This window comes from Marinobacter sp. (assembly GCF_965229985.1).
Lineage (GTDB): Bacteria > Pseudomonadota > Gammaproteobacteria > Pseudomonadales > Oleiphilaceae > Marinobacter.
In genome coordinates this window covers 136974-160171 of sequence record NZ_OZ245935.1, presented here as the reverse complement: position 1 = coordinate 160171, position 23198 = coordinate 136974, and the positions used below count along the sequence as shown (strand labels likewise).

The window sequence follows — 23198 nt, the reverse complement described above, 5'->3', positions numbered from 1 at the left end:
GCCTATGAACACACGTACCGTCAGGAAGAACTCAATGCAGAACCCGATCTCACGCCTGTTTTCCCTGCTGACACTTGTGCTGTTCAGCACCCTCGCTCTTGCAGCCCAGATTCCGGAGAAGAGCCCCAATGACGACAACCTGTACCGGTTCATCGAACTGGACAACGGCCTGAAGGTCATTCTGGTTTCTGATCAGGATGCCGATAAGGCAGCTGCTTCGATGAACGTTGCGGTCGGTAGCGGGGATGATCCGGCGGATCGGGAAGGGCTCTCCCACTTCCTGGAGCATATGCTGTTCCTGGGGACCGAGAAATACCCCGATCCGGGCGAATACCAGCAGTTCATCAAGAGCCATGGCGGCCAGCACAATGCCTTCACAGCGTTCCAGGACACGAATTATTTCTTCGATGTTCAGGCCGAATTCCTGGAACCGGCGCTGGACCGGTTCGCACAACAGTTCTCCGCGCCCCTGTTTACCGCCGAACTGGTAGACCGTGAGCGCAACGCCGTGCACTCGGAATTCAGCGCCAAACAGAAAGAAGATGGGCGCCGATTCTATTCCGTTAAAAAAGCCGTCAGTAACCCGGACCACGCCTTCAACCAGTTTGCCGTGGGCAACGTCAGCACCCTGGAGAACACAGAAGAGAATCCCCTCCGGCCAGACCTGATCGAGTTCTGGAAGCAGCACTACTCCTCAAACATCATGAGCCTGGCGGTGTACGGGCCGCAAACCCTGGAAGAACTGGAAGCCATGGTGCGGGGCCGGTTCGATGCGATCGAAAACCGCAACCTTGAGACGAAACGCCATGTGGCGAGCCTATACCGGGCGGACGATCTTCCAGCCAAGGTGACGGCGGAAGCGCTCAAGGATGTCAGAAGCTTGTCCCTTACCTTTCCCATTGCGTCCCAGGAAGACAACTACCGCACCAAACCCGCCAGCTACGTGGCCAATCTGCTCGGCCATGAAGGTCCAGGCAGTCTGTTCGATGTGCTAAAACGGGCTGGCCTGGCGGAGAGTCTGTCCGCGGGCCTGGGTATGGACACCGGCGAGAACGCCACCCTGGAACTCAGCATCTCGCTGACCCCGGAAGGGCTGTCGCGCCACGAGGACATTTTGCCCCTGGTGTTTGATTACATAGAAAAGGTTCGCCAGAAAGGGATCAGCGAGCAGCGCTTCCTGGAAATGCAGAACCTGGCACGCATTGATTTCCGGTTCCGCGAGCAGGGCAACCCTATGCATGAAGCCATGCGCCTTTCTCGCTACCTGCAGGACTACCCCGCGGAAGACGTACTGCGGGCGCCCTGGCTGGTTGAGCGCTTTGCGCCGGAGCAGTACCGAGACATTCTGGACAGGCTGACGCCGAACAATCTCCTTGCCTTCGTTCTGGCTCCGGAACCAGAATTGGAGAATCCGAATCGCACCGACTGGTACGACGCCGCCTGGACCCGGGAAGCTCTCAATCCAGAAGCGCTCAGGGCAAAGACTTTGCCAGAGCTGGCTGCACAGTTGCGCCTGCCCCCGGAGAACCCGTTCGTGCCGGAAGATCTGGCGATGGTACCAGGAAAAACCATGGACCAGCCGACAAGTCTTGGCGAACTTGAAGGGATGGATGTCTGGTTTGCCCGGGACACCAGGTTTGATACCCCGAAAGCCAACGTGTTTGTGGGTCTCCGAACGCCAGCCGCCCGCGCTTCGGCCCGCAGCTACGTGCTCACCCAGCTCCTGGTCGACGCCATCAATACCAACCTGAATGCCTGGGCGTACTCCGCCAGCCTGGCGGGTCTGGATTACAGCGTTTATCCCCACCTGCGCGGTATCACGGTCCGTGTTGGCGGTTATAACGACAAACTCCATACTCTGATGAACCGAATACTGCTTCAGGTGGCCACACCGGAACTGACCGAACAACGTTTTGAAATTGCCCGGCAACAGCTGATTGACGGCCTGGAGAACAAGGCCAAGGATCGCCCGGTGGAACAGACCTCGGAGTTCGTACAGACGTCCTTGATCGAAGGCGCCTGGCCTACCGACGACAAGCTGAAGGCCGCCCGGGAAGTTACCTTCGATGAACTGCAGTCCTTCTCTGAAGCCCTGCTCTCACAAGTTGACCCGGTTATGCTGGCCCATGGAAATCTCACCGAAGCCTCGGCCCTGAACCTGGCACGGCAGATCGACGCGATTTTGCTGGGCAACAGTGAATTGACCGAGGTAGAGCGCAGCCAGGTACGTCAGTTGCCAGACAATGAAACGAAGGTTTCCATTGAAGTAGACCACCCAGACACCGGCTATACACTCTACATGCAGGGCGACAACACCAGCTTTGAAGAACGGGCCCGATTCCGTCTGCTGGCCCAGATCATAAGCAGCCCTTTCTATGAAGAGATCCGTACCAACCGCCAACTGGGCTACATCGTCTACGCGACGGCTTTCGAAATGCTGGAAACGCCCGCCCTCGGTTTTGTTGTGCAGTCGCCATCTGCCACTCGGGCGGAGATCGATCGAGCAGTTCAGGAATTCTCGAACAGCTTTGAGCAAACCCTGACAGCGTTGACACCGGAGCGCCTGGATAGGGAAAAGCAGGCTGTGATCAGCAAGCTGCTTGAGCGTGACCGGCAACTAGGCGAGATTTCCAGCCGCTACTGGCGTGAGATTGATCGTGGTATGGACAGCTTCGATTCGCGGCAGCAACTGGCCAACGCGGTAGAACAGGTCAGCCAACAGGCACTGCTTGAGACGTTCCGAAAGACGGTTCTTGAGCGGGCCCAGAGCCTTCAGGTTGTTACCGGTGGTGATGGTCTGGAAGCAAGCCGGGCCCTCGGCAGGCTCACCGAGCTGCCGCCGGTGCCGGCCAGCTGAAAGCGTTAGCAGGTCCGTAGAAAGCGGGCCCAGTCCTCGGGCTCGTCAACATCCCAGCGGGGCTCGAGCAGACAGTAGCTGAGCCCCGATTCTTTCAGACGATCACAGGTCTGGGTCAGAACCTCCGGCGAGCCCCAGGCGATGTCGTCCAGCATCCCCTCAGCCACTCTCGAAGCGCCAATCAGGACATAGCCGCCATCGTCAGACGGGCCGAGCACGACGTCATAATCCGCCAGACATGAGACCGCCTTACGGGCGTAATCCGGGTCCACCGACGGGCAGTCACTGCCAACAATGAGGGCCCTGTCGTAATCCCGAAGAGACTGACTGAGGGCGCGGTACATCCGTTCCCCGAGCGTCCTGCCCTGCTGGACGCCCTGATGCAGACCTGCACCTTCAAGCTCTTCAACAATCGATTCGGCCTCCCCGGGTCGGTCATCCACCGGTCGGTCCCACCAGAACTCCACCGGGTAGCCCGTCGCACACAGGTTATCCAGCACCGCCAGAGTAAGTCGAATATGGGCATGAAGTGCACCTACCGGGCCTAGCTCGGGCATTAGCCGGGTCTTGACCCGCCCGGCCTCGGGCCATTTTGCAAACTGCAGGAAGACCGCCGAGGGAGAATTACTTTGAGGCATTGCGCACATCCGATCGGTAGATTTGGGCCAGAGACTCCGGCGATTCACCACGCCAGTACCGCCAGCGCAGCTGCCACATCAGAAAAATCGTTCGCCAGGCACCGTGGGTCTGCCAGCGGCGGCTATCGGTAACAACTGGATCTTTTATACAGAAAGGACGGGACACCAGGCAAAGGCGCCGTGAAAATTCCACATCTTCCATCAGCGGGATGGGCTGAAAGCCACCCAGGGCATCGAAGGCATCCCGACGCACGAACATGGCCTGGTCGCCGGTACAGATGCCGGTCAGGCGGGAGCGCTGATTCATAAACCAGGCAATGACCCGGAACAGCGGCCGCTCACCACTCAGCCGCACATCGAACCGCCCCCAGGCGCAGCGGGAATGAACGAAACTTGCGAGGTACTCGAGGGAATTTGCCGGCAGGCGCGTATCGGCATGGAGGAAGAGCAGAAGATCGCCTTTTGATGCCGCTGCGCCGGCGTTCATCTGAAGCGCCCGTCCCTTCTCTGACACGACAACCCTGTCGCAAAGCGGCCGGGCCAGCTCAACGGTTCGATCGGTGCTGCCGCCATCAACGACAACCACCTCATGCCCCCGGGTACGAATCGGTTGCAAAGCGCGCAGGGTATCGGTAACGCCCGCCGCCTCCATCCACACAGGAACAATCACGCTTAACGAGAAAGGGTCTGGCAAAACAAACTCCGTGACAATCACCGAAACCGGGCCGCACCTTGAGCCTCAGGGCTTAGCCCGCTATCATACCGCCCTTCTCGCGATAATGCCCCCGTAGCTCATCTGGATAGAGCGTCCCCCTCCTAAGGGGAAGGTAGCAGGTTCGAGTCCTGCCGGGGGTACCAAGAATTTGCGGGAAACCCTTTCTTTTCAAGGTCTTGAACGATATTCCATAGGCTCACTGTGATACAAAGTGGCAACACGGTGTGATACATCTGCCGTTGCTTGCCGGTTCCCATTGTAGGAGCGGTATTCAGTGATAGTGAAGTTGGGTTATGCCTTGTCCATTAAAACCAGATACCTCCAGAAGCGTGGCAAAATCTACCAATTTGTCATGCGTGTCCCCACCGAACTGGTTCCACACTACGGCAGGCAGAGCATTCGCAAGTCGTTGAAGACAGAGGACCAGATGGAAGCCTTTCGCATAGCTGAACGTTTCGCTCAGACCTACAAAGCTGAGTTTGCGGCGCTCAGCCTGAACAGGAGCCTTACCCCCAGAGAGACCATGGACGCTGCCTCGCGTCTCGCTGAGCGTTACCAGACTCTTGATTCCTTCGTTGAGGCTGTGGCTGAGCCCAAGAGGCAGGCATACGCTGGCCAGTGTTGGGAAACCTATGAGCATTCACCTGTCGAAGAATTCCTAACCCCAGTTGAGCAGGAAACCTTGAGGCGGCTACAGAATCCACAGGAGCTGCGGTTATCAGGGGTCTTCACGTATTACGAGCAACATCATAAGAAGGGCAAAGACCCCCAGTTCATCGAGCGGTGCCATCGGTACTGGAACCAATTTGTAGCGGTCGTTGGTGATATTCCCTTTGCTGACCTCAAGCGCTCCCACGTCAGGTCTTACATTGATCACAGGCTCACCGATGGCATGTCAACAGGAACCGTCAGACGTGAACTGAATCAGCTTAGGGCCATAGTTCAGATGTGCATTACGGAGACAGAGGCGAACAGGTCTAACCCCTTCAGCTCTGTAAGCATCCAGAATGAAGGAAAAGACGCCAAGGACAAGAAGGTGCCAACCGACCTGGAACTTCAGGAGATCGCCAACAGTTTCCTGGGTGACCCATCCTCAACTGCCCTAATCATCCTCATGCAACTTGAAACAGGAACACGGGTGGGCGAAATCTCAGGTCTCAAGCTGGAAGACGTTGTGCTCGAACATGAGACACCCCACATTGACCTCAAGGACAACGAGTGGCGGACACTCAAGAACGACTCTTCAGAACGTACTGTCCCACTGGTAGGCGTTGCTCTCCATGCAGCCAGAAAAGCGATAGAGTCCCACTCAGGTAAGCATGAAGCTCTATTCCCAAACTATGCCAAGCCACGTGGCAATGACTCAGCATCGGCTGCCGTGAACAAACGCTTGAAGCGATGGGGCCTTACTTCCCACTCTTTCCGACACGCCATGACAGACAGACTCAAGAACGCAGATGTGACCCAAGACGTGAGGGACGAAATCAAGGGTCACGGGTCTGGCAAGATGGACGCCTATTACGGCAAGGGACGGGCACTCAAAAAGAAGCAAGAGAGCCTGCTGAAGGTCGCTATATCAGTCGACGGCCTTCAATCAATAGGTTGAAACCTGAGTCAGAAAAAAAAGCCCCACCTACGGAGTTAACCGCAAGTGGGGCTGAAGTATGGCAAGTAATGGGGCGCTTGGTGTGGGACCAAGATAATAGTCGACTAGCTCTACTCCTACCGGAGAGTAGGCAGCCTTCATCGGCTCTGGCCCAAGACCCTGTGTAAGGAATCCAGGTCATTCTCATCGCTGCCTCAGGGTCAAACCCAGAGTTACTAAGGATGGTCATGGAACTGGTACTGGTGATGACCTCAGTGGTTCTACCCAGCCAAAGGTGAAGGCTCGCGGCCACATCTCCCGGCTGACTTGGAGAAGAGCACAGGCCTGAACCGGTAGTTAAACTCCAAGTTTTAACCAGGGGGTTTAACCACGAGTTATGACCAATAGTCATTGGAACTAGAAGGGACAGAACCAGTAGTAGTGGAACCAATAGTTAAAACTTTAAGTTGCCCCCCCTACCCCCCCAAGAACCAATGCTCCCCCCAGTAGCAATGGTCATTCAGATGAACTGAATATGGGTCTTCAGCATGACTGTCGGTCAAACTTCAGGTGTCTCTATCCTTTGGTCCGACTTTATTCACCCCCTGTGACAGAAGGAGGTCAGACAACGCTATCGCAAATGACCCATAGTTATGGTCTCTGGGTCTATCCATAGGTCCGACTTTATTCTGAGCGATGGGAGACAAGGGCCACAGAGATGATATTGGTCACGATTTACTGTAGATATTTTGATCAACTCAGATCGGACCACAACACCTGGGGTCATGGAGCCTATCCCTGCAGCACCCCCAACCTCAGCAGAAGCAATTCAGCTTTACTGTCGTCGTTGATACTGCAGGAGATAGCCTGATAGTTCAGGGTGTGAGGGCTAAGATTGTCTTCATAATTCCGAGGTCGAAGTACTTATACCCTGCTGATTTAAAAGGCCTAGGAAAGACCCCAAAGGCTTAGAGCTACTGTCGTATTACCCCGACAAGATGATGCCATTACAGGTCACCTCAGGCGGCCTCAGCGTCAAGAAATTCCCTCTCGCAGATATACCCTTCAACCAACGCTCGGTTTGCAAGAGCATCGGCTTCCTCGTTGCCCTGATGGCCGTTGTGCCCCTTGACCCACTCCCAAGAGATTGTGTGCCCCTGGTTCAGGACATCCAGTTCCCGCCAGAGGTCTGGGTTCTCGACGGGCTTACCGTTTGACCTTCGCCAACCGTCGGCCTTCCAGCCCTTCAGCCATTTGACCATGCCGTTCACGAGCAACTGGCTGTCTGTTACGACTCGTATGGGCCTGCCTGCATGTTTGCTCAAAGTCTGCAACGCCTTGATGGCGGCTGTGAGTTCCATTTTTTGGTTTGTGGTGTGGGGCACTCGATCAGCCAGGAACAGTCGTTGACGCTCGTCCTCGATGATGACCGCCCATGAACCAGGCCCTGGATTGCCCTTACAGGCTCCGTCAGTGTGGATGGTGATAGTGGATGTGTTAGTTGTCATAGTGATGACCTCCTGAGTTTCTGTCGATTTCGGGAGAAGCCGATATGGCTCCTCATCCGTAGGTCCGACAAAAAGACTGGGCAGGAGGTCAGGTAGGTAGTAGTACGTATCAAGCCAGAGCTGTGTAAAGGGTCTGACGGCTGACGCGAAACTCCAGTGCCAGAGCCTTCTTCTGCTCTCCGGCTGCAACCCTGGCGCGAATCTCAGCGACCTGCTCCGAGGTCAACTTGGGCTTCGCTCCGATTTGCTTACCCTTCTTCCTCGCAGCAGCAATCCCTTCCCGTTGACGCTCATTGATCATTGCCCGTTCAAACTCTGCGAAGGCCCCCATCATCTGAAGCTGCAGCCGTTGAAACGGATTCTCTTCACCAGTGAACACCAGCTTCTCCTTGTGAAACTCAATGGTCACACCGCGCTCTGTGACCTCTTCAACAAGTTCCAGCAGGTCAACCATGTTTCTGGCGAGCCTGTCGATGCTGTGGACGTGCAGGTGGTCACCGCTTCGTATGTGCTTCAGACATGCTTGAAGCTCAGGCCTGTTCCTGTCCTTACCGCTGACCCTATCGGTGAAGGTCATATCAAACTCGATACCAGCGTCTGCAAGCTGGCGGTCGGTATTCTGGTCAACAGAGCTGACCCGGATGTAGGCAACATGATGTCCGTTCAAGTGGGAATCCTCAGTGAGACGTAGTGTCCAGAAAACTCTAAGGCCCACCGTTACATCATGTCAACAAATTTATGACTGAGGTTGTTGGACACGAAGAAACAAGGGGTGAAGACATGGTCGGGAGTGTGTCAGGAATGCTTACCCAACTGGACATGCAGGGCGGCTCGATCTCAACAGTTCACTAAATGTCGTGCGATCCCCACTTCTGTGGGTAAGTTCAATTTCTACACTAACAACAGTGGGATACTACACAACCAACACACCCACCTAACATAATTTAATGAACCTTAACCACTCACCCACTGTCCATTTACAGGCGGTTACATTAAGGTTTGTACATCAGCGGCACATAAGGACTTGAGCAGAAAATACAGTAGGAAACAAATGCTGAAGGGTTAGGTAATGGACACGCCTGACCCGAGGTCTCCCCCGGGCAGGCCTGCGACTGAAGTTTGGCCGACGCCAGTCGCAATGTGTCCATTGAAGCATGGCAACAGGTACTTTAGAGGAGAACCCATATGCCACTACTCCACCGTCAAACTCGACATCTCGAGCGACGACAACCTGATATTACCCCTCCTAGAGACGGAATATCAATCTGGGTGAGTGGGCGAACGCTCAGAACCCTGATGCTGTACTTGGTGCTGATCTTGCCGATCACTCCAGGCGGGCCAAATGCTGAGCAACCGGAAATAAAACAAGTTGCAGAGTACGAAGCCCACGTGATGTTGCTATAAGGGATGCCCCCTTTGCCTCCCCTGCCCCTAAATAAGAGGGGGTATGGGGGGGAATTCAAGCTTCGAGTTTATCTACTTACCCACTCAAATTTTTTCTATGAAAACCTTTCGGTAATGTCAGTGCGAATGCGGCGCAACATCATCAGCTTGGTCTTCATGGTGCCTATGGGTGCGACCTTCAGAAACACTCCTAATCGTCATCAGTCTGAAATATCTCCCGAATACCAAATTTGTAAAACTCAGGATGAAGCTCCACGACATAAACCTTGATTTGAGAGCCCTTTGACGATGCGGCAGCACACAGAAAAGTCTTCGACCACTCCGGCATTGGCGAGGCAACATAGATGGCACGAATGCAAGACGGATCGAAGAACATTTTTCCATGAACATCCCCCAGCACTCGGACTTCGTTTTCATATGCCCAACTATTCTGCTTGGTTGCGAACGCTTTGAGAATCTCAATGGACGACGCGGTATGTTCGTCGCTGAGGTAGCTCTCCATAAGCTGCTTTACAGAAACTATAGGAAGTCGTTGATCATCCGCGTAATGTATCTGTGATGTTGCTATCCTGCCTTTGTTCTTTTCTTTCAGGGATTCCAGGAGCTTTGCGTAGTCGAACTCGATGCAAAAACCCTTGAAGCCCCCTGCGTAATGCGCCCACATTTGCATGTTGTTCAATGGAGAGGGCAACTTCTCATCGTCTCCACGCGATACCGACAGAGAGTACACAGCGATCTCTTCTCTCTGAGCCTCGTGAAAATCCCGAAGGTACTCTATTGCCTGACCATCCACATAGTCAGCAAATTCATTCTCTCCATTCTTCAGATGTTCCATGTAAAGGTCATGTACAACCTTCTCCGGGTTTCTTTCTTTCGACTCAGTGGCGTATACCTTTTTGAGAAACTTGACCCTCAGATCATTGGTTACGCCTTCAGAAGAAAAGTGTGCAAAGCCCTCGTAGGGGTCGTTCAATGCTCCCAATGGCGAGAACCAAAGGTAGTTGTTGAAAAAAGCATCGAGGTCTCTGACGTTTCCCTCCCTGAACTTGAACACCTTGATTAAATCAGGCACCCGTCCTCCACTATCTCTGAACTCCAGATAAACGATGATTGAGCACGCGCCCAATGTTCCCAATCTCACGCTCGTACATTCCCGCCAAGTGTACACTCTGTGTAACAAGCTGTGTTACTCTTGCGTCAGAGCCGCAGTTTGAGCCATAGAATTCAATTGTTTATGGACCTCTCCGAAGGTAACCAATCCTGCCGGGGGTACCATCCCCAGCTTCAACTACCCTCCGCCTCTCATGTTCACCCAGATTAAAGCACGCTAAACTGCACTCCCTCCTGAGATCTGGACTCCTGAATGGCACGCTTCACTGAAATCGGCACCGCAACGATCCCCGGCAAGGGAACCCAGTTACGCCTGTTACAACGCAATGATGAATTTTCCATCAAGATCGCCGGCACCACCGGAGAATTGATGAACAGCCGGATCCACGGCTCGGAGGATGCTCTTGCCACGCTGGCATGCGAACGAATTGCCGATCAGCCCGCCCCCCGAGTACTTATCGGCGGGCTGGGCATGGGCTTCACATTGGCGGCAGCGTTGGCCGCTCTTGGAGACGATGCGCAGGTCACAGTGGCCGAACTGGTTCCCGAGGTGGAAGCCTGGAATCGGGGCCCTCTGGGCTCTGCCGCAGGCAACCCTTTGCAAGATCCACGAGCCCGGGTACATATTGGGGATGTGGCCGAATTGCTCAGAAACGGGAACGGTGAGTGGGATGCCATTCTGCTGGATGTGGATAACGGCCCCGAAGGCCTGACCCGCAAAGAAAACAACTGGATCTACAGCCCGGACGGCATTGCGGCAGCCCAGAAGTCCCTCCGCCCCGACGGCATTCTCGCCTATTGGTCAGCCGGTCCTGAGCACGCGTTTACCGAGAGGCTTAGACGCGCGGGCTTTTCCGTTGAGCCAATCACCGTAAGGGCCCTGCGCCCCGGCAAAGGCGCCCGTCATGTCATCTGGCTGGCCTGGTGATTCCTGATAACGGCTGCACGGACCTGCCCTAGCTCAAATTGAGTTTGGCATCTTTGTTATATACTTATTCCAAACCCAAAAGAGCCCGGGAGGCGCCCAATGTCCAAGCCGATCATGACAACTGCCCTTTTATGCTCCGTCCTTTCCATGCCACTGCTGGCTCAACCACAGACGGAAGACCCGGAGGCACTGGTGACCGAAGCACGGTCACTGGTGAAAGCCTATGGTGGCTCCCTGAAGCAGGCGCTTCAGGCGGCAATCAAGGAAGGTGGCCTTACCAACGGTATTGGCGTTTGCAAAACCGTGGCGCCGGAAATTGCCGAGAGTAACAGCAAGGGCGCGTGGACCATCACCCGAACCAGTCTCAAAGTCCGAAACCCGGAAAACACCCCCACCGACTGGCAGGAGATCCAGCTGCGGGCCATGGACAAACAACCGGTCAAGAACGGAAAACCAGTAGAGGTCTGGCAGGTCTCGGAAGCGTCCGGACAGCCGGCGTTCCAATATATGAGCGCCATCCCGACACAGAAGCTTTGCCTTGGCTGTCACGGTAAGTCCATTGCCCCGGAGGTGAAGGCAAAACTGGCTGAACTCTATCCTGAAGACAAGGCGACCGGCTTCTCCGAGGGCGATTTGCGGGGCGCGTTCGTTGTTACGCGGGAAGTTCCAGTAAACTGACGGCTCTAGCCATTTCTTCAGCGATTGAGAACAGGTATGTCACTGAACTACAGAATCATTCCGGTCACGCCTTTCCAGCAGAACTGCTCACTGATCTGGTGCGAAAAGACGCGCCGGGCAGCCGTAGTCGATCCGGGCGGGGATCTGGAGAAGATTCGCGCCGCTGTGGATGAGGAAGGTGTGACGGTCGAAAAAATTCTGCTTACCCATGCCCACATTGACCATGCCGGCGGAACTGCGGAGCTTTCCAAAGAGCTGGGTATTCCCATTGAGGGGCCGCAGAAGGAAGACAATTTCTGGATCATCGGCCTGCCCCAGCAAGCCCAGATGTTCGGGTTTCCTGCGCCGGAAGTCTTCACCCCGGATCGCTGGCTGGAAGATGGGCAGCAGGTCACTGTGGGCAACCAGACCCTGAAGGTCCTTCACTGCCCCGGCCACACACCTGGCCATGTAATTTTCTATCACAAGGAATCAGGCCTAGCGCTGGTGGGTGACGTGCTTTTCCACGGTTCGATTGGGCGCACGGATTTTCCAAAGGGCGACCACGCGACATTAATTCACTCCATCCGCGAAAAGCTGTTCCCGCTGGGAGACGAAGTTGCCTTCATTCCGGGACACGGACCGATGTCCACCTTTGGCCAGGAACGTGCCACTAATCCTTTTGTGTCCGACCACCGGGGTTGAGCCGGAACTGTTCAATGGTCTTTCTCAGGGACTCTGCCATGGCCAGCAAGTCTCCTGCGATTCGGGCTGTTTCCTTGGCATCCCCGGATGTCTGCTCCGCTGAACGACTGATTTCAATCACGTTGTGATTGATGGATTCGGAGACATCGCTCTGCTCGTTGGCGGCACTCTCCATTTCCTGATTGAGATCGGTAATCTCGCGCACGGCGGCGGCTATGGCCTGCAATTCCGACTCCACGGTCAGAATCGCTGAAACCTGCTGTTCTGCCATCTCCGACGCGTGGCGCATGGTGGCCACACAATCGACAACCTCGCTTTTCAATCCATTGATGGTTTTGCGGATTTCTTCTGTGGAATCCTGGGTTCGCGAGGCAAGTGCCCGTACCTCATCTGCCACCACCGAAAAACCGCGGCCCTGCTCTCCGGCCCGCGCCGCCTCAATGGCGGCATTGAGGGCCAACAGGTTGGTCTGGTCGGCAATATTGGAGATGACCTCCAGCATGTCAGACATCTGGCCGGTGCGTTGATCCAGTTGTTCAATGCGCTGTGCGCCACTCTGAACTTCGCTGTTCAATGCCTCGATGCCTTCAACCGCATTGCGGGCAAGGCTTTCCCCTTTGCTGGCAGATTCCGCCGTATCTGCGGATTTGCGAGTGGTGTGAATGGCGTTTTCCCGGACCTGAACTGCAGAAGCAGCCATCTCGGTGGTGGCGCTGGCCACCTGATCGGTATTGTCACGCTGGGCAAGCACTTCCCGCTCTGTGGTGTCAGCTTTGCCTGCAATGCTTCTGGCCGCCTGCTCAACCTGTTCGGCATTGTCCATAACAGTATTCATACTGTCGCGGATCTTCGCCATCATCCGGTTGAATGCCCGGGAGACGGAACCGATTTCGTCGTTGCGGGTGACCTCAAGCTCAATGGTCAGGTCAGAATTGCTGGAAATCTCGTCCATACGGTCGTGGAGTCGTCGTAGGCGAGAAAACACCAGGCGGGTCAAAGCGGCCGCAGTCAGAAAAAACACCGCAGCAAAGATAGCCACCTGAATGCCGCCACTGGTCAGCAACTGTTGCTGCAAACGGGCATCACTTTCCGCAAGCGAATAATCCACCCGTATGGCACCAAGAACATCGCCCTCACTGGCCTGGTGGCAGCCAAGACAATTCACGCCCTGGTAGTTTTCCATGGCGATCACTGGCTCAATCAGGGTGTAGACTCGACCTTCCTCATTACTGGAGTAGGATTCCACCCGCTCACCCGCCAGCGCTTTCTCATCCAGCGGCTCTCTTTTCTGCTCCGATGCATTGCCGGCCCCGAAGGTGCGGTTCAGATGGTCACTGCGAATCACCCGGACATCCAGCACATCCTCAGAGGCCATCACCTTTTGCCGGAGCACATCCCGGTTGCCGATGGTGCCGGTGACCATCATGGTGTTCAGCCCATCGAAATAGGATTTAGCCAGCCCGTCCACGTATTTGTGGCTGAACTCTTCGAGATGATCACGCTGCGAGTCTGCGCTGTAGAGCACAGTAAACACGAGCACCAGGGAGAAGGCAGCCGCCAGGGCAGCAAGCAACAGGAAGCGGATGGAGTAGTGTTTTTTCATGGTAACCCGACGCAGAAGGCCGCTCTTCTGGCGGCTTGAAGATTGTTTTGACAATTCATAATGACGGCTAAGTGTCGCCAAACTTTATAGATTTGCGTCAATTATTTCCTGACTTAGATCAGATCCGGGAAAGGTCTCTCACGCCCAAAGAAAGGAAAGGGAGCTGTATGATAAAGACTCGTTGAAGTTGGCCTGAAAGCTGCAACGCAAGGTGGTAAGTATCCGCTATTCCAATCGCAGATTGTTCGGAAGCCACACCGGTTGGCCGAAGGAGGAAAACTATCCATGTCCCTACTGACCTCTCTGATCCGGGCGAGCACCCAGTTCCAGCAGGCCATGGAAAAGCGCCAGACCCCGCCTGCAGGGCCGGACGGCGCTCCTGGCAAAATCCAGACGAACACTGTAGAGACCGAGGCGACACCTGGCGATGACCGCTTCACCCCTTCGGAAAACAGCCAGTCTGACATCGCCCGCCTGAAAGCTCGCCGACTGGCCATGACAGACTACAAGCAGACTGTGAGGCAGGATCTTGCCTTCGTTCGGGAAACACTGCGGCACAAACTTGCCGAATACAACCTGCACCCGGCAACCGCATTGAACGTCAGCAAAAATGAAAACGGCAGCGTTGCGGTCGAAGGGAAAATCTCGGACAACACACGTGCGCAGATTGAGAAAGACCTGAACGTGAACAAGAACTTCAAGGAAGCCTTCAATCGCCTGAGCGTTAACGAGCCAACGCTGCACTTTATGGATAATGCGCTCAAGCTGAACCAGGCCTACGGGGTGAACAACCCCCTACTGGACACTCTGATCAGCGAAAACCAGCAATTCAATGGTCTGCAGGACCTGGTACACCGTTACGACACCATGCGGCGCTCGGTCAATGCCGAGCAAATGGAAGCAGCGGGGAATAGCCGGGCGTACGCTTTCAACCTGAACGCCCGTGCCTGACAGCAGGAGAAATAACGGCGATCAAACATCGAATGGCGCCGGATCTCCCTTACCAACCCGGGTAACCACCGGCGCATCCCCGGTAAAGTCCACCACCGTGGTCGCCTCCATGCCGCAGAATCCTCCATCAATAATCAAATCCAACTCATGTTCCAGAGTATCCCGAATTTCGTAGGGATCAGTCATGGGATCCGTCTCGCCCGGCAGAATCAGGGTACTGCTCATGATTGGCTCACCAAGTTCACCCAACAGTTCCTGCACAATCGCGTTATCCGGCACGCGAACGCCCACTGAACGCCGCTTCGGATGAAGCAGTCGCCGGGGCACTTCACTGGTGGCATCCAGAATGAAGGTGTAGGGGCCGGGAGTGAAATTCTTCAGCAACCGGTACTGGGTATTGTCCACCTTCGCATAGACCCCGATGTCCGAAAGGTCCCGGCACACCAGCGTAAAATTATGCTTGTCATCCAGCCTGCGAATCCGCTTGATCCGATCCGCCGCCTGCTTGTCACCCAGGTGACAACCAATGGCATAGGCGGAATCCGTGGGGTAAACAATCACCCCACCACGGCGAAGAATGTCTACCGCCTGATTGATCAGACGCTTCTGCGGCGTCTCCGGATGAATCTGGAAAAACTGACTCATTAATCCTCTCCCTGAGCGGTCCGCGCCGCCATCGCCGGATCCTTCTTGGACCCGCCCATACAATTCGGAGACTCCGGCGCCGCCTGACCGGTCGCCTCCCACTCTTCCGGTGAGTATAGATGCAACGCCAGCGCATGAACCGGACCCGCCAGCTCCTCGGCAAGCACTTTGTAAATCGCCTGATGCCGCCGCACCCTCATCTGCCCCTCAAACTCCGGCGACACCAGAGTCACCTTGAAATGGGTTTCAGAGTTCGGCGGCACACTGTGCTTGTGGCTCTCGTTCTCCACCTGAAGAACACGCGCATCGAAGGCGTCGTTCAATTTGGTTTCAATTGCATTCTGGATTTTCATGTTTCAATACTCCTGCCTCCGCGTTTGAACTGGAGAGGCGAATAGCACGTTGTCAGAAGCGGGTGTGGCGATGGCTTTCCCAAAAGTGTGCGTTGCCAGGGATGGCAACGCCAAGCCCCCATGGAAGGGTTCACGGCGTCTTTTGGGAAAGCCATCGCCACAGACGCCTCCTCCACACCGACCAGTCTACTACACATACCAGGCACCACCCGAACCTTGACAGCATAAAGCCAAAGCGCCACATTCCCCTCCCGATTCCAAAACACCCAAACCCCATGCACCTGTACATCGCCGAAAAACCAAGCCTCGGCCGCGCCATCGCCGCCGCCCTCCCCGGCCCTCACCAGAAAGGCCAGGGCTGGATACGCTGTGGCAATGGCGAAAATGCTGCCACCGTAAGCTGGTGCATCGGCCACCTTCTCGAACCGGCAGAGCCCGCACGTTATAACCCGGCGTGGAAAAAATGGCGCCAGGAAGACCTGCCCATGTTTCCCGATAAATGGGAAGTCATGCCCAAGGACAGCGTGCGGCAGCAGCTCAAGGTGCTGGAATCCCTGATCCGCCAGGCCCAGACCATTATTCATGCCGGCGACCCGGACCGCGAAGGCCAGTTGCTGGTAGACGAGGTTATCCGCTATTTCGGCGCCAGCGCCCCGGTGCAGCGTATTCTGATCAACGATCTGACACCGGCGGCCGTGGCTCGGGCGATCCAGAGCCCCAAAGACAACCGGGAATTCCGGCGGCTTTCCCATTCAGCACTGGCCCGGCAACGGGCGGACTGGCTGTATGGCATCAACCTGACCCGCTTCTATACGCTCAGCTACCAGCAGCAAGGGGAGCAAGGCGTCTATTCGGTTGGCCGGGTCCAAACGCCGGTACTCGGCCTTGTGGTTGAGCGTGACAACACCATTGAACACTTCCAGCCCAAGCCCTATTACCGGATTGAAGCCCGATTCAAGGCTCAGGAGGAGGAAGCCGACCAGCGAACCTTCACCGCCCGCTGGCTGCCCAACGAGCAATTCCAGGATTATCTGGATGAAGAAAATCGCCTGCTGAATCGGGAAATCGCTGAACAGATTGCCGACAGCGTCCGGAGCCGACCCGGGACTATCACGGAATCCCGTTTTCGGGATCGGTCGGAAGCTCCACCGTTGCCGTTTTCTCTCTCGGCCCTGCAGATCGAGGCTGGCAGGCTTTTCCGGATGGGCGCTAAAGAGGTATTGGATACCGCCCAGAACCTGTACGAGCGCCACCAGCTTATTACCTACCCGCGATCCGACTGCCGATACTTACCGGAGGGCCATTACCCTCAGCGGGAGCAGGTGATAAAGGCCATTGCCCGGGTTGCACCAGAGCTTGGAGAAGCTTGTAATGGCGCAGATCTGGACCGCAGGACTGCCGCGTGGAACGACAAACAGGTCGACGCTCACCATGCCATTATCCCAACCAGCCGCCCAACACCCAACGGCAAACTCAGCGCAGCGGAACAAAAGATCTACGGCCTGATAAGCCGCTACTACCTGATGCAGTTCGCGCCAGATGCCGTTCACCGGGAAGGCAAACTGACGGTACGAGTGTCAGAGCACCAGTTCCGCGCCACAGAAACTGCCATCCTGGTGCCTGGTTGGAAAACGCTGGAACTTAAACTCCGGGAAGGACGCAACGAACCGGACAAGACACCCCTGCCGAGATTGGAAAAAGGCGAACCGGTATTCTGCGAGGATAGCAACCTTACCGAGCGGAAAACCCAGCCGCCCCAGCATTTCACCGATGCAACCCTGCTCTCGGCGATGACCAACATCGCCCGATTTGTAACCGATACAGAACTCAGAAAAACCCTGCGGGAAACCGATGGCCTGGGCACCGAGGCGACCCGCGCGGCCATCATCGACACCCTGTTCAAACGGGATTATCTGTACCGCGACAGCCGACACATCCGCGCCACCGACAAAGCCAAGGCATTGATCGGCGCTCTGCCCGAATCGGTCAGCAAACCGGATCGAACGGCTGTATGGGAAGCAAACCTGGAGAGCATCCGCCGCGGAGAAGGTGACCCGAGACAGTTCCTGGAAACCCTGAAAGAGGAAATTCGCGGCTTTCTCAACAGGCCACAGGGCCGGCCGGCCCAGGACACCGAACAGACCGGTAGAGCTTCACCAGAGTCCCAGCCCCACTGCCCCAAATGTCGTGCCCCGATGCTGGAGCGAGACGGCAAGTTCGGCCGATTCTATGCCTGCACCCGCTACCCGGATTGCCGGGGCACCCGACCACTGGAAGAGGCCAGCCCCCAGGACGGGACCAGCCAGAAGCCGATTCCCTGCCCCCACTGTTTCTCGCCCCTGGTGCGGCGAAAAGGTAAAAAAGGCTGGTTCTGGGGCTGCAGTAATTTCCCCGGCTGCCGACAAACACTGGACGACGACAACGGAAAGCCTGCCGTCCGTTTACGCAAGTCTACATAACGATACTGAACCCAGATCCACATTTTGTGATAATTGTTTGATATAGCAGAGTAGTCCGTCAAAAGCTCTGCTCCATGACAGGCAAGAGAGCAACACTCCGGGAGAGGCTAAATGCGTATTGCTTTGCTTGAAGATGAAACCGAACAGGCACAGCACATCCAGTCGATTCTGTCTGAGCGCGGGCATCACTGCGACAGCTTCCCTACCGGCCAAAATTTCCTGAGCGCGGTTCTGCATCGCAGCTACGACCTGCTGATTCTGGACTGGCAGATTCCGGACATGACCGGCATTGACGTTCTTCAGAGCGTTCGCGCCCAGCTGAACTGGCCGATTCCAGTGGTGTTTCTCACCCAACGGGACAGCGAGGCAGACATTGTTCGGGCCTTGGATGCCGGCGCCGACGACTACCTGGCCAAGCCGGCCCGTGCGGCAGAATTGGTCGCGCGCATCAATGCCCTGGCAAGACGCTCCAATCCTGACAGCGAGAAGGAAGTGCTTCGCTACGGTCCGTTCGAAATCAACACGCAGCAACGGGTTATTGCACTTCATGGTGAAGAACTGACCCTGACCGACAAGGATTTTGACCTGACCTTGTTCCTGTTCCAGAACCAGGGGCGACTACTGACTCGTGAAATGCTGCTTGAGCGCGTCTGGGGGCTGGCCAGGGACATTAACACCCGCACTGTGGATACGCACATGAGCCGCCTTCGCCGTCGTCTGGGTCTCAATCCTGAAAACGGCTTCCGAATCAAGACGATTTACCAGCGGGGCTACCGCCTGGAAGCCATGAAGGCGCAGGATCAGACGTTTGAAGACCAGCAACCCGCCAGGGCAGCCAATGACTGAAAGCCCCGCTCCGTGCTTGCCTCTCCTGCTGCTGATACTCGCGCTACTTCTTTGCGCAGCACCCACGGCTGCGGAGCTATCGGTGACGCGTGGATCTGCCGGACATTCCGACGTATCTTCCGCCAACACAGTGCCGGAGTGGATCTACACGTTACGGCCTGGCGAGAGTTTTTCGGAAGTGGCCAGCGATCTGCTCGCGCCGAACTTTCCCGCAAGTCGGCTGCTTCAGTACAACAAGATTGGCAATGGTGCCACGCTTGGTGCCGGCGACAGCGTTCGCATTCCACTTGCCTGGCTGAAACGCCAACCACAACCGGCGCAGGCGACCTCGGTCACCGGAACCGTCCAACTGATTTCCGGAAACACGGGCCGGAAAACGCCCCTCAGTGAAGATGCCCTGATCCGCGTCGGTGATGAAATTTTATCGGCGTCCGGAACCGCCACTATTGAACTGGCGGACGGCTCGGAAGTTCGGATTTCTCCGAATTCACGGCTTATCTTCAACCGCCTCACCCAATATGGTAAAGCCGGCATGGTGGATACCCGGCTCCGACTCGACAGGGGCGAGATCCACACTCGTGTGAAACCAGTGATGGAAGGCGGCGCCCGATTCGAGATTGAAACGCCCTCGGCAGTCGCCGCCGTGCGTGGAACCGCATTTGCACTCCAGACATCCGCGGACGGCACTCGCCTTCAGGTAACCGAGGGAGACGTAGATTTCGGTGCACCCGGCAAGACCCGCCGAATTCCTGCCGGTTTCGGTGCCAGCCTGTCAACCACTGGCAATGACGGCCTGAGCATACGCCGCCTGCCCCCGGCGCCGGCGCTCAACCCTCTTCCCCCGAGACTGACCCAACTGCCGGCCACCATGACCTGGCAGGAAAGCCGTGCCCCCATGCATCGGGTGGATATTTTCGAAAGCGACACCGGTCGCTGGGTGGAGAGCCGGAAACTCACCGGCAACAGCTTTGATATCGGGCGACTGGATAACGGCAGCTATGAGGTGCATCTGGCGGCGCTCGACACTCGCGGTACCGCAGGCATGCCCCGTGTCGTTCCGGTGGAGGTCGACCTTCAGGCGAGAACAGCCAGCCTGGTATCTCCCGCCGATGGTGACACGGTGAACGATGACATGCCTGAGTTTCGCTGGCAGCTGAACGGCGATAACGAAGTAGCTCGAGTAGAAGTTGCCGAGGACAAGGATTTCCGGAACCTGATCGCTACCAGCGAATGGGCGCCGGAGACTGCAGCCCTGCCTTCACGTCCGTTAGGGCCTGGCAAATATTATTGGCGGGTCGTTACCGAAGCAGGCGGCAACTCCGTCGCTACCACCGAGCCGCGAGAGCTTGTAGTAAATGGAAGCCTGCCGCCGGTTCGAATCATTAGCGTGAACTACATCGACAGCCAGGTCAGGGTGTTCTGGGAGAAAGTGGACACGGCGACAGACTACCGCCTTCAGCTTTCGGAAGAGCCTGGTTTCAACAACATCATCAAGGAAGCAACGCTGTCTGATACCACAGCGGCCTTGCGTCTTATTCCCGGAAGGCGGTATTTTGTGCGCCTGAAAGCTCTTTCTGATGGTCCTTTGCAAAGCCGCTGGGGACCAGGGAGGGAATTGTACCTGGAATAATCCGTTGATCGACCGAAACACACAGCAGGGCTCATGAACCGGGATTGGCTGCCAATTAAAACGACCCCCTGGACTCTGGGCCTGATACTGCTGGCACTTCTTCTGCTCATCCAGACAACGGAACTGCCCCAACGCCTTGATTACTGGCTGTACGATCAGGCCATTACTTCAAATCCCGTGAAAGCCTCAGACGAGGTTGTGCTGGTAACCATTGACGAGCTCAGCCTGAACCGCCTGGGGCGCTGGCCGTGGCCTCGTAACCTGCACGCCGAGCTTATTGGCAAGCTTGAGCAGGCAGGCGCGAAAGCCATTGTCTTCGATATCCTGTTCGCGGAACCGTCACCCGACGATCAGCAACTGGCAGAACAGATGCGCAACCATGGCAACGTAATCCTGCCGGTCTACCTGTCTCCACCCACATCCCAGTACCTGTTAAGTGAACAATTGCCGGTTGGACAGCTGGCGTCAGCGGCCGCGGGGCTTGGCCACGCTCACGTGGAACTGGATAGCGACGGTGTCGCTCGTGGTCTTTACCTGTTCAATGGCCTCGGGCATCAGTTGTGGCCGAGTCTTGCCCTGGCCGCCAGCGGGCTCGGGCCACAGAATTCAGCGACTGAAGAAGCCCTTCCCTATGTGAATGTTCGCGATCAATATCGGGCCGTGCCTCTGATCGGTGGCGCGGGTTCCCTGCAGGCTTACCCCTTTGCACAAGTTCTGACACAACCGCCCGCACCGGAACGTTTCAGGGGTAAAACCGTCTTTGTCGGCGCCACGGCCGCAGGTTTTGGAGACATACTACCGACTCCTTTCTCAGGCCTGAGTCGTCCAATGTCCGGCGTTGAATTTCACGCCAACGTGTTTTCGGCCAGGACACAGGGGCTACTGATTCACCCAGCGCCGGAGTGGGCTTCTGCCCTTCTTTCGATTACAACCATTCTGACACTCGCGCTGGCGCTGCCTAAGATGCGCCCGGCCCGCACCCTGCTGGCCTGTGCAGCGGCCCTGATCGGGCTGGCCGGCCTCTATCTGTTTATGCTTCTGGCGATGAAATGGTGGATCCCCCTGGCGAACGCTTTGCTGGTGCCGCTCCTGGCATTTCCGGTTTCGAGCGGCCTTCGACTCGCCATGACCAACCGATTTCTGAACCGGCAGCTGGACGATCTTGCCAGGAGCCCCCAGGTTGCCCTACCCGCGCCCTCGGGAAGGAACCCAACGCAACTTCTGGAGCACTTCCAGGCGCTTTTCCGACCCACTGGGTGGATTTTGACAGAGGAGAGCGAGATTCTTTCGGCCCGAGGTTTGTCGCGGGGCGATATTCCGGCTGATCTGACCCCAGGCCACTGGTTCCACGACAGCAACCGCAGCTGGATTCAGCTCTTGCGCTCCGGCACCCGCTATCACCTGGGCCTGATGCTGCCCAATGACCTCGGTCGCGAGGCCATTCAGCGCTATTTGCGCAGACTTCATCTAGAGCAGACTGTACCAGCGGATTCAGCCGCAAGACCCAGCGAAAATATTTCAGCACGAATTGAGCGGGTCCGCATTGCCACAGATCGACTGAATCATATGCAACAGTTTATTCGCAGAAGCTTCGAGCGCATGCCAGACGGTATCATCGTGACCGATGAGCTGGGCGTTATCCGCTTTGCCAACGGCCATATTGAGGAATGGTTCCGTGAACCCATGCCCAGCCTCGCAGGCCTGCCCCTGGTAAGACTGCTCGAAGGACACGACCCTCGGGAAACGCCGCCCTGGCACGAAACTGTTTCCGATACCTTGACCCTGCAGCAGAGCCGGACCGTGGACCTGAGAATCCGTGACAAGGATTTCCTGATCCACTTCGCGCCGTTCTCACTGCCCGACAGTGACCAGCAAGGCATCATCGCCAACATTTCGGACATTTCAGAATTGCGGGAGCAGCAACGCCAGCATCGCGAAGCCATCGACTTTATTTCCCACGACGTGCGTTCGCCACTGGTGTCCCAGCTTGCCCTGATTGAACAGTTGAAACGGGACCCAAGCCACATTGAACAGGAACAACTGGAACAGCTGGGCCGACTGGCCCGGAGAAGCTACCACTTGGCCGAGGAATTCGTGCAGCTGGCACGAGCCGAACAGCTAACGGAAACCCGGTTCTATGAATGTGAATTTCTTGCCATTGTCGAAAACGCCCGGGACAGTGTCAGTGAGCAAGCCATCGAGAAACAAATACAACTACAGTTACAGGGCACCGAGGACCTTTGGCTGAAAGGCAATGCGGAGCTTCTGGAGCGGGCCGTTATTAACCTGCTGACCAATGCTGTTCAATACAGCCCGAGTGGATCAGACGTTAGCATTCAGGTATTCCGCGCTGGCCATCAGGCCTGTTTGACGATCGCCGATGAAGGCACAGGAATCGATCCGGAAGAACTGCCGCATCTATTTGACCGCTACCGACGCCAGAAGAGCACTGAACTGGCCGGAGTGCACGGCACCGGGCTCGGACTATCCTTCGTGAAGACTGTTGTGGAAAAACACAGGGGAGAGATTTCGGTGTCGTCAACACCGGGAGAAGGCTCTGCTTTCACTCTCAAACTTCCGATTGCAGATCCTCTGGCCTGAGAC

Annotated in this window: 18 protein-coding genes and 1 tRNA gene; 11 read left to right on the top strand and 8 right to left on the bottom strand. The window is 56.3% G+C overall.

The window, feature by feature from the left end; genetic code table 11:
- The first annotated feature begins 34 nt into the window (after positions 1 to 34).
- Positions 35 to 2857: an insulinase family protein gene (locus tag ACO06L_RS00710; RefSeq protein WP_202347417.1), complete on the top strand. Its 2823-nt coding sequence runs from the start codon at positions 35 to 37 to the stop codon at positions 2855 to 2857.
- Positions 2858 to 2862: 5 nt separating this feature from the next.
- On the opposite strand, the gene ACO06L_RS00705 is transcribed toward ACO06L_RS00710, so the two are convergent.
- Both ACO06L_RS00705 and ACO06L_RS00700 read right to left on the bottom strand, forming a co-directional pair.
- Positions 2863 to 3495, bottom strand: a complete 633-nt coding sequence (locus tag ACO06L_RS00705; protein ID WP_202347416.1) for a TIGR04282 family arsenosugar biosynthesis glycosyltransferase — start codon at positions 3493 to 3495, stop codon at positions 2863 to 2865.
- Entirely contained in the window at positions 3482 to 4189 is a 708-nt protein-coding gene (locus ACO06L_RS00700) for a TIGR04283 family arsenosugar biosynthesis glycosyltransferase (protein ID WP_202347415.1), read from the bottom strand. Before ACO06L_RS00700 ends, ACO06L_RS00705 begins: the two co-directional genes overlap by 14 nt.
- An 87-nt stretch (positions 4190 to 4276) precedes the next feature.
- Between ACO06L_RS00700 and ACO06L_RS00695 the strand changes: the two genes are divergently transcribed.
- Both ACO06L_RS00695 and ACO06L_RS00690 read left to right on the top strand, forming a co-directional pair.
- Positions 4277 to 4353, top strand: a tRNA-Arg gene (locus tag ACO06L_RS00695).
- 131 nt (positions 4354 to 4484) lie between these two features.
- A complete protein-coding gene (locus ACO06L_RS00690; protein ID WP_202347414.1) occupies positions 4485 to 5816 on the top strand; it encodes a tyrosine-type recombinase/integrase in 1332 nt (443 codons plus the stop codon).
- A gap of 998 nt (positions 5817 to 6814) precedes the next feature.
- Here the strand turns inward: ACO06L_RS00690 and rnhA are convergent.
- The 3 genes from rnhA to ACO06L_RS00675 form a co-directional block, all read right to left on the bottom strand.
- A complete protein-coding gene (gene rnhA / locus ACO06L_RS00685) occupies positions 6815 to 7303 on the bottom strand; it encodes a ribonuclease HI (protein ID WP_202347413.1) in 489 nt (162 codons plus the stop codon).
- Positions 7304 to 7412: 109 nt separating this feature from the next.
- A complete protein-coding gene (locus ACO06L_RS00680) occupies positions 7413 to 7970 on the bottom strand; it encodes a recombinase family protein (RefSeq protein WP_202347412.1) in 558 nt (185 codons plus the stop codon).
- A gap of 927 nt (positions 7971 to 8897) precedes the next feature.
- Entirely contained in the window at positions 8898 to 9779 is an 882-nt protein-coding gene (locus ACO06L_RS00675) for a DUF2971 domain-containing protein (protein WP_202347411.1), read from the bottom strand.
- Between the two features lie 291 nt (positions 9780 to 10070).
- On the opposite strand from ACO06L_RS00675, the gene ACO06L_RS00670 reads away from it, so the two are divergent.
- The 3 genes from ACO06L_RS00670 (at position 10071) to ACO06L_RS00660 (ending at position 12107) form a co-directional block, all read left to right on the top strand.
- A complete protein-coding gene (locus ACO06L_RS00670; protein ID WP_202347410.1) occupies positions 10071 to 10745 on the top strand; it encodes a hypothetical protein in 675 nt (224 codons plus the stop codon).
- Between the two features lie 99 nt (positions 10746 to 10844).
- Positions 10845 to 11423 (top strand): Tll0287-like domain-containing protein, encoded by a 579-nt coding sequence (locus tag ACO06L_RS00665; RefSeq protein WP_082905110.1) that lies wholly within the window; start codon positions 10845 to 10847, stop codon positions 11421 to 11423.
- 36 nt (positions 11424 to 11459) lie between these two features.
- A complete protein-coding gene (locus tag ACO06L_RS00660; protein WP_320407637.1) occupies positions 11460 to 12107 on the top strand; it encodes an MBL fold metallo-hydrolase in 648 nt (215 codons plus the stop codon).
- On the opposite strand, the gene ACO06L_RS00655 is transcribed toward ACO06L_RS00660, so the two are convergent.
- Positions 12076 to 13710 carry a methyl-accepting chemotaxis protein gene (locus ACO06L_RS00655; RefSeq protein ID WP_202347409.1) on the bottom strand — a complete coding sequence of 545 codons (1635 nt, stop codon included), beginning with the start codon at positions 13708 to 13710 and terminating at the stop codon, positions 12076 to 12078. The genes ACO06L_RS00660 and ACO06L_RS00655 overlap by 32 nt on opposite strands.
- A 285-nt stretch (positions 13711 to 13995) precedes the next feature.
- On the opposite strand from ACO06L_RS00655, the gene ACO06L_RS00650 reads away from it, so the two are divergent.
- Positions 13996 to 14661 carry a hypothetical protein gene (locus ACO06L_RS00650; protein WP_202347408.1) on the top strand — a complete coding sequence of 222 codons (666 nt, stop codon included), beginning with the start codon at positions 13996 to 13998 and terminating at the stop codon, positions 14659 to 14661.
- A 21-nt stretch (positions 14662 to 14682) separates the two neighbouring features.
- Here ACO06L_RS00650 and ACO06L_RS00645 read toward each other — a convergent pair whose 3' ends face one another.
- Positions 14683 to 15306 (bottom strand): L-threonylcarbamoyladenylate synthase, encoded by a 624-nt coding sequence (locus tag ACO06L_RS00645; protein ID WP_104323115.1) that lies wholly within the window; start codon positions 15304 to 15306, stop codon positions 14683 to 14685.
- Entirely contained in the window at positions 15306 to 15659 is a 354-nt protein-coding gene (locus tag ACO06L_RS00640; RefSeq protein ID WP_202347407.1) for a BolA family protein, read from the bottom strand. Before ACO06L_RS00640 ends, ACO06L_RS00645 begins: the two co-directional genes overlap by 1 nt.
- A gap of 275 nt (positions 15660 to 15934) precedes the next feature.
- Here ACO06L_RS00640 and ACO06L_RS00635 point away from each other — a divergent pair, with 275 nt between their 5' ends.
- From ACO06L_RS00635 to ACO06L_RS00620, 4 genes are all read left to right on the top strand, one after another.
- Positions 15935 to 18118: a DNA topoisomerase 3 gene (locus ACO06L_RS00635; RefSeq protein WP_202347406.1), complete on the top strand. Its 2184-nt coding sequence runs from the start codon at positions 15935 to 15937 to the stop codon at positions 18116 to 18118.
- Positions 18119 to 18229: 111 nt separating this feature from the next.
- Positions 18230 to 18964 carry a response regulator transcription factor gene (locus tag ACO06L_RS00630; protein ID WP_202347405.1) on the top strand — a complete coding sequence of 245 codons (735 nt, stop codon included), beginning with the start codon at positions 18230 to 18232 and terminating at the stop codon, positions 18962 to 18964.
- Positions 18957 to 20594, top strand: coding sequence for a FecR family protein (locus ACO06L_RS00625; protein ID WP_202347404.1), 1638 nt, complete (start codon positions 18957 to 18959; stop codon positions 20592 to 20594). The genes ACO06L_RS00630 and ACO06L_RS00625 overlap by 8 nt, the downstream gene beginning before the upstream one ends.
- Positions 20595 to 20627: 33 nt before the next feature.
- The gene (locus ACO06L_RS00620; RefSeq protein WP_202347403.1) at positions 20628 to 23195 is read left to right on the top strand and encodes a CHASE2 domain-containing protein; all 2568 of its coding nucleotides are present in this window, start codon (positions 20628 to 20630) and stop codon (positions 23193 to 23195) included.
- The last annotated feature ends 3 nt before the right edge of the window (positions 23196 to 23198 follow it).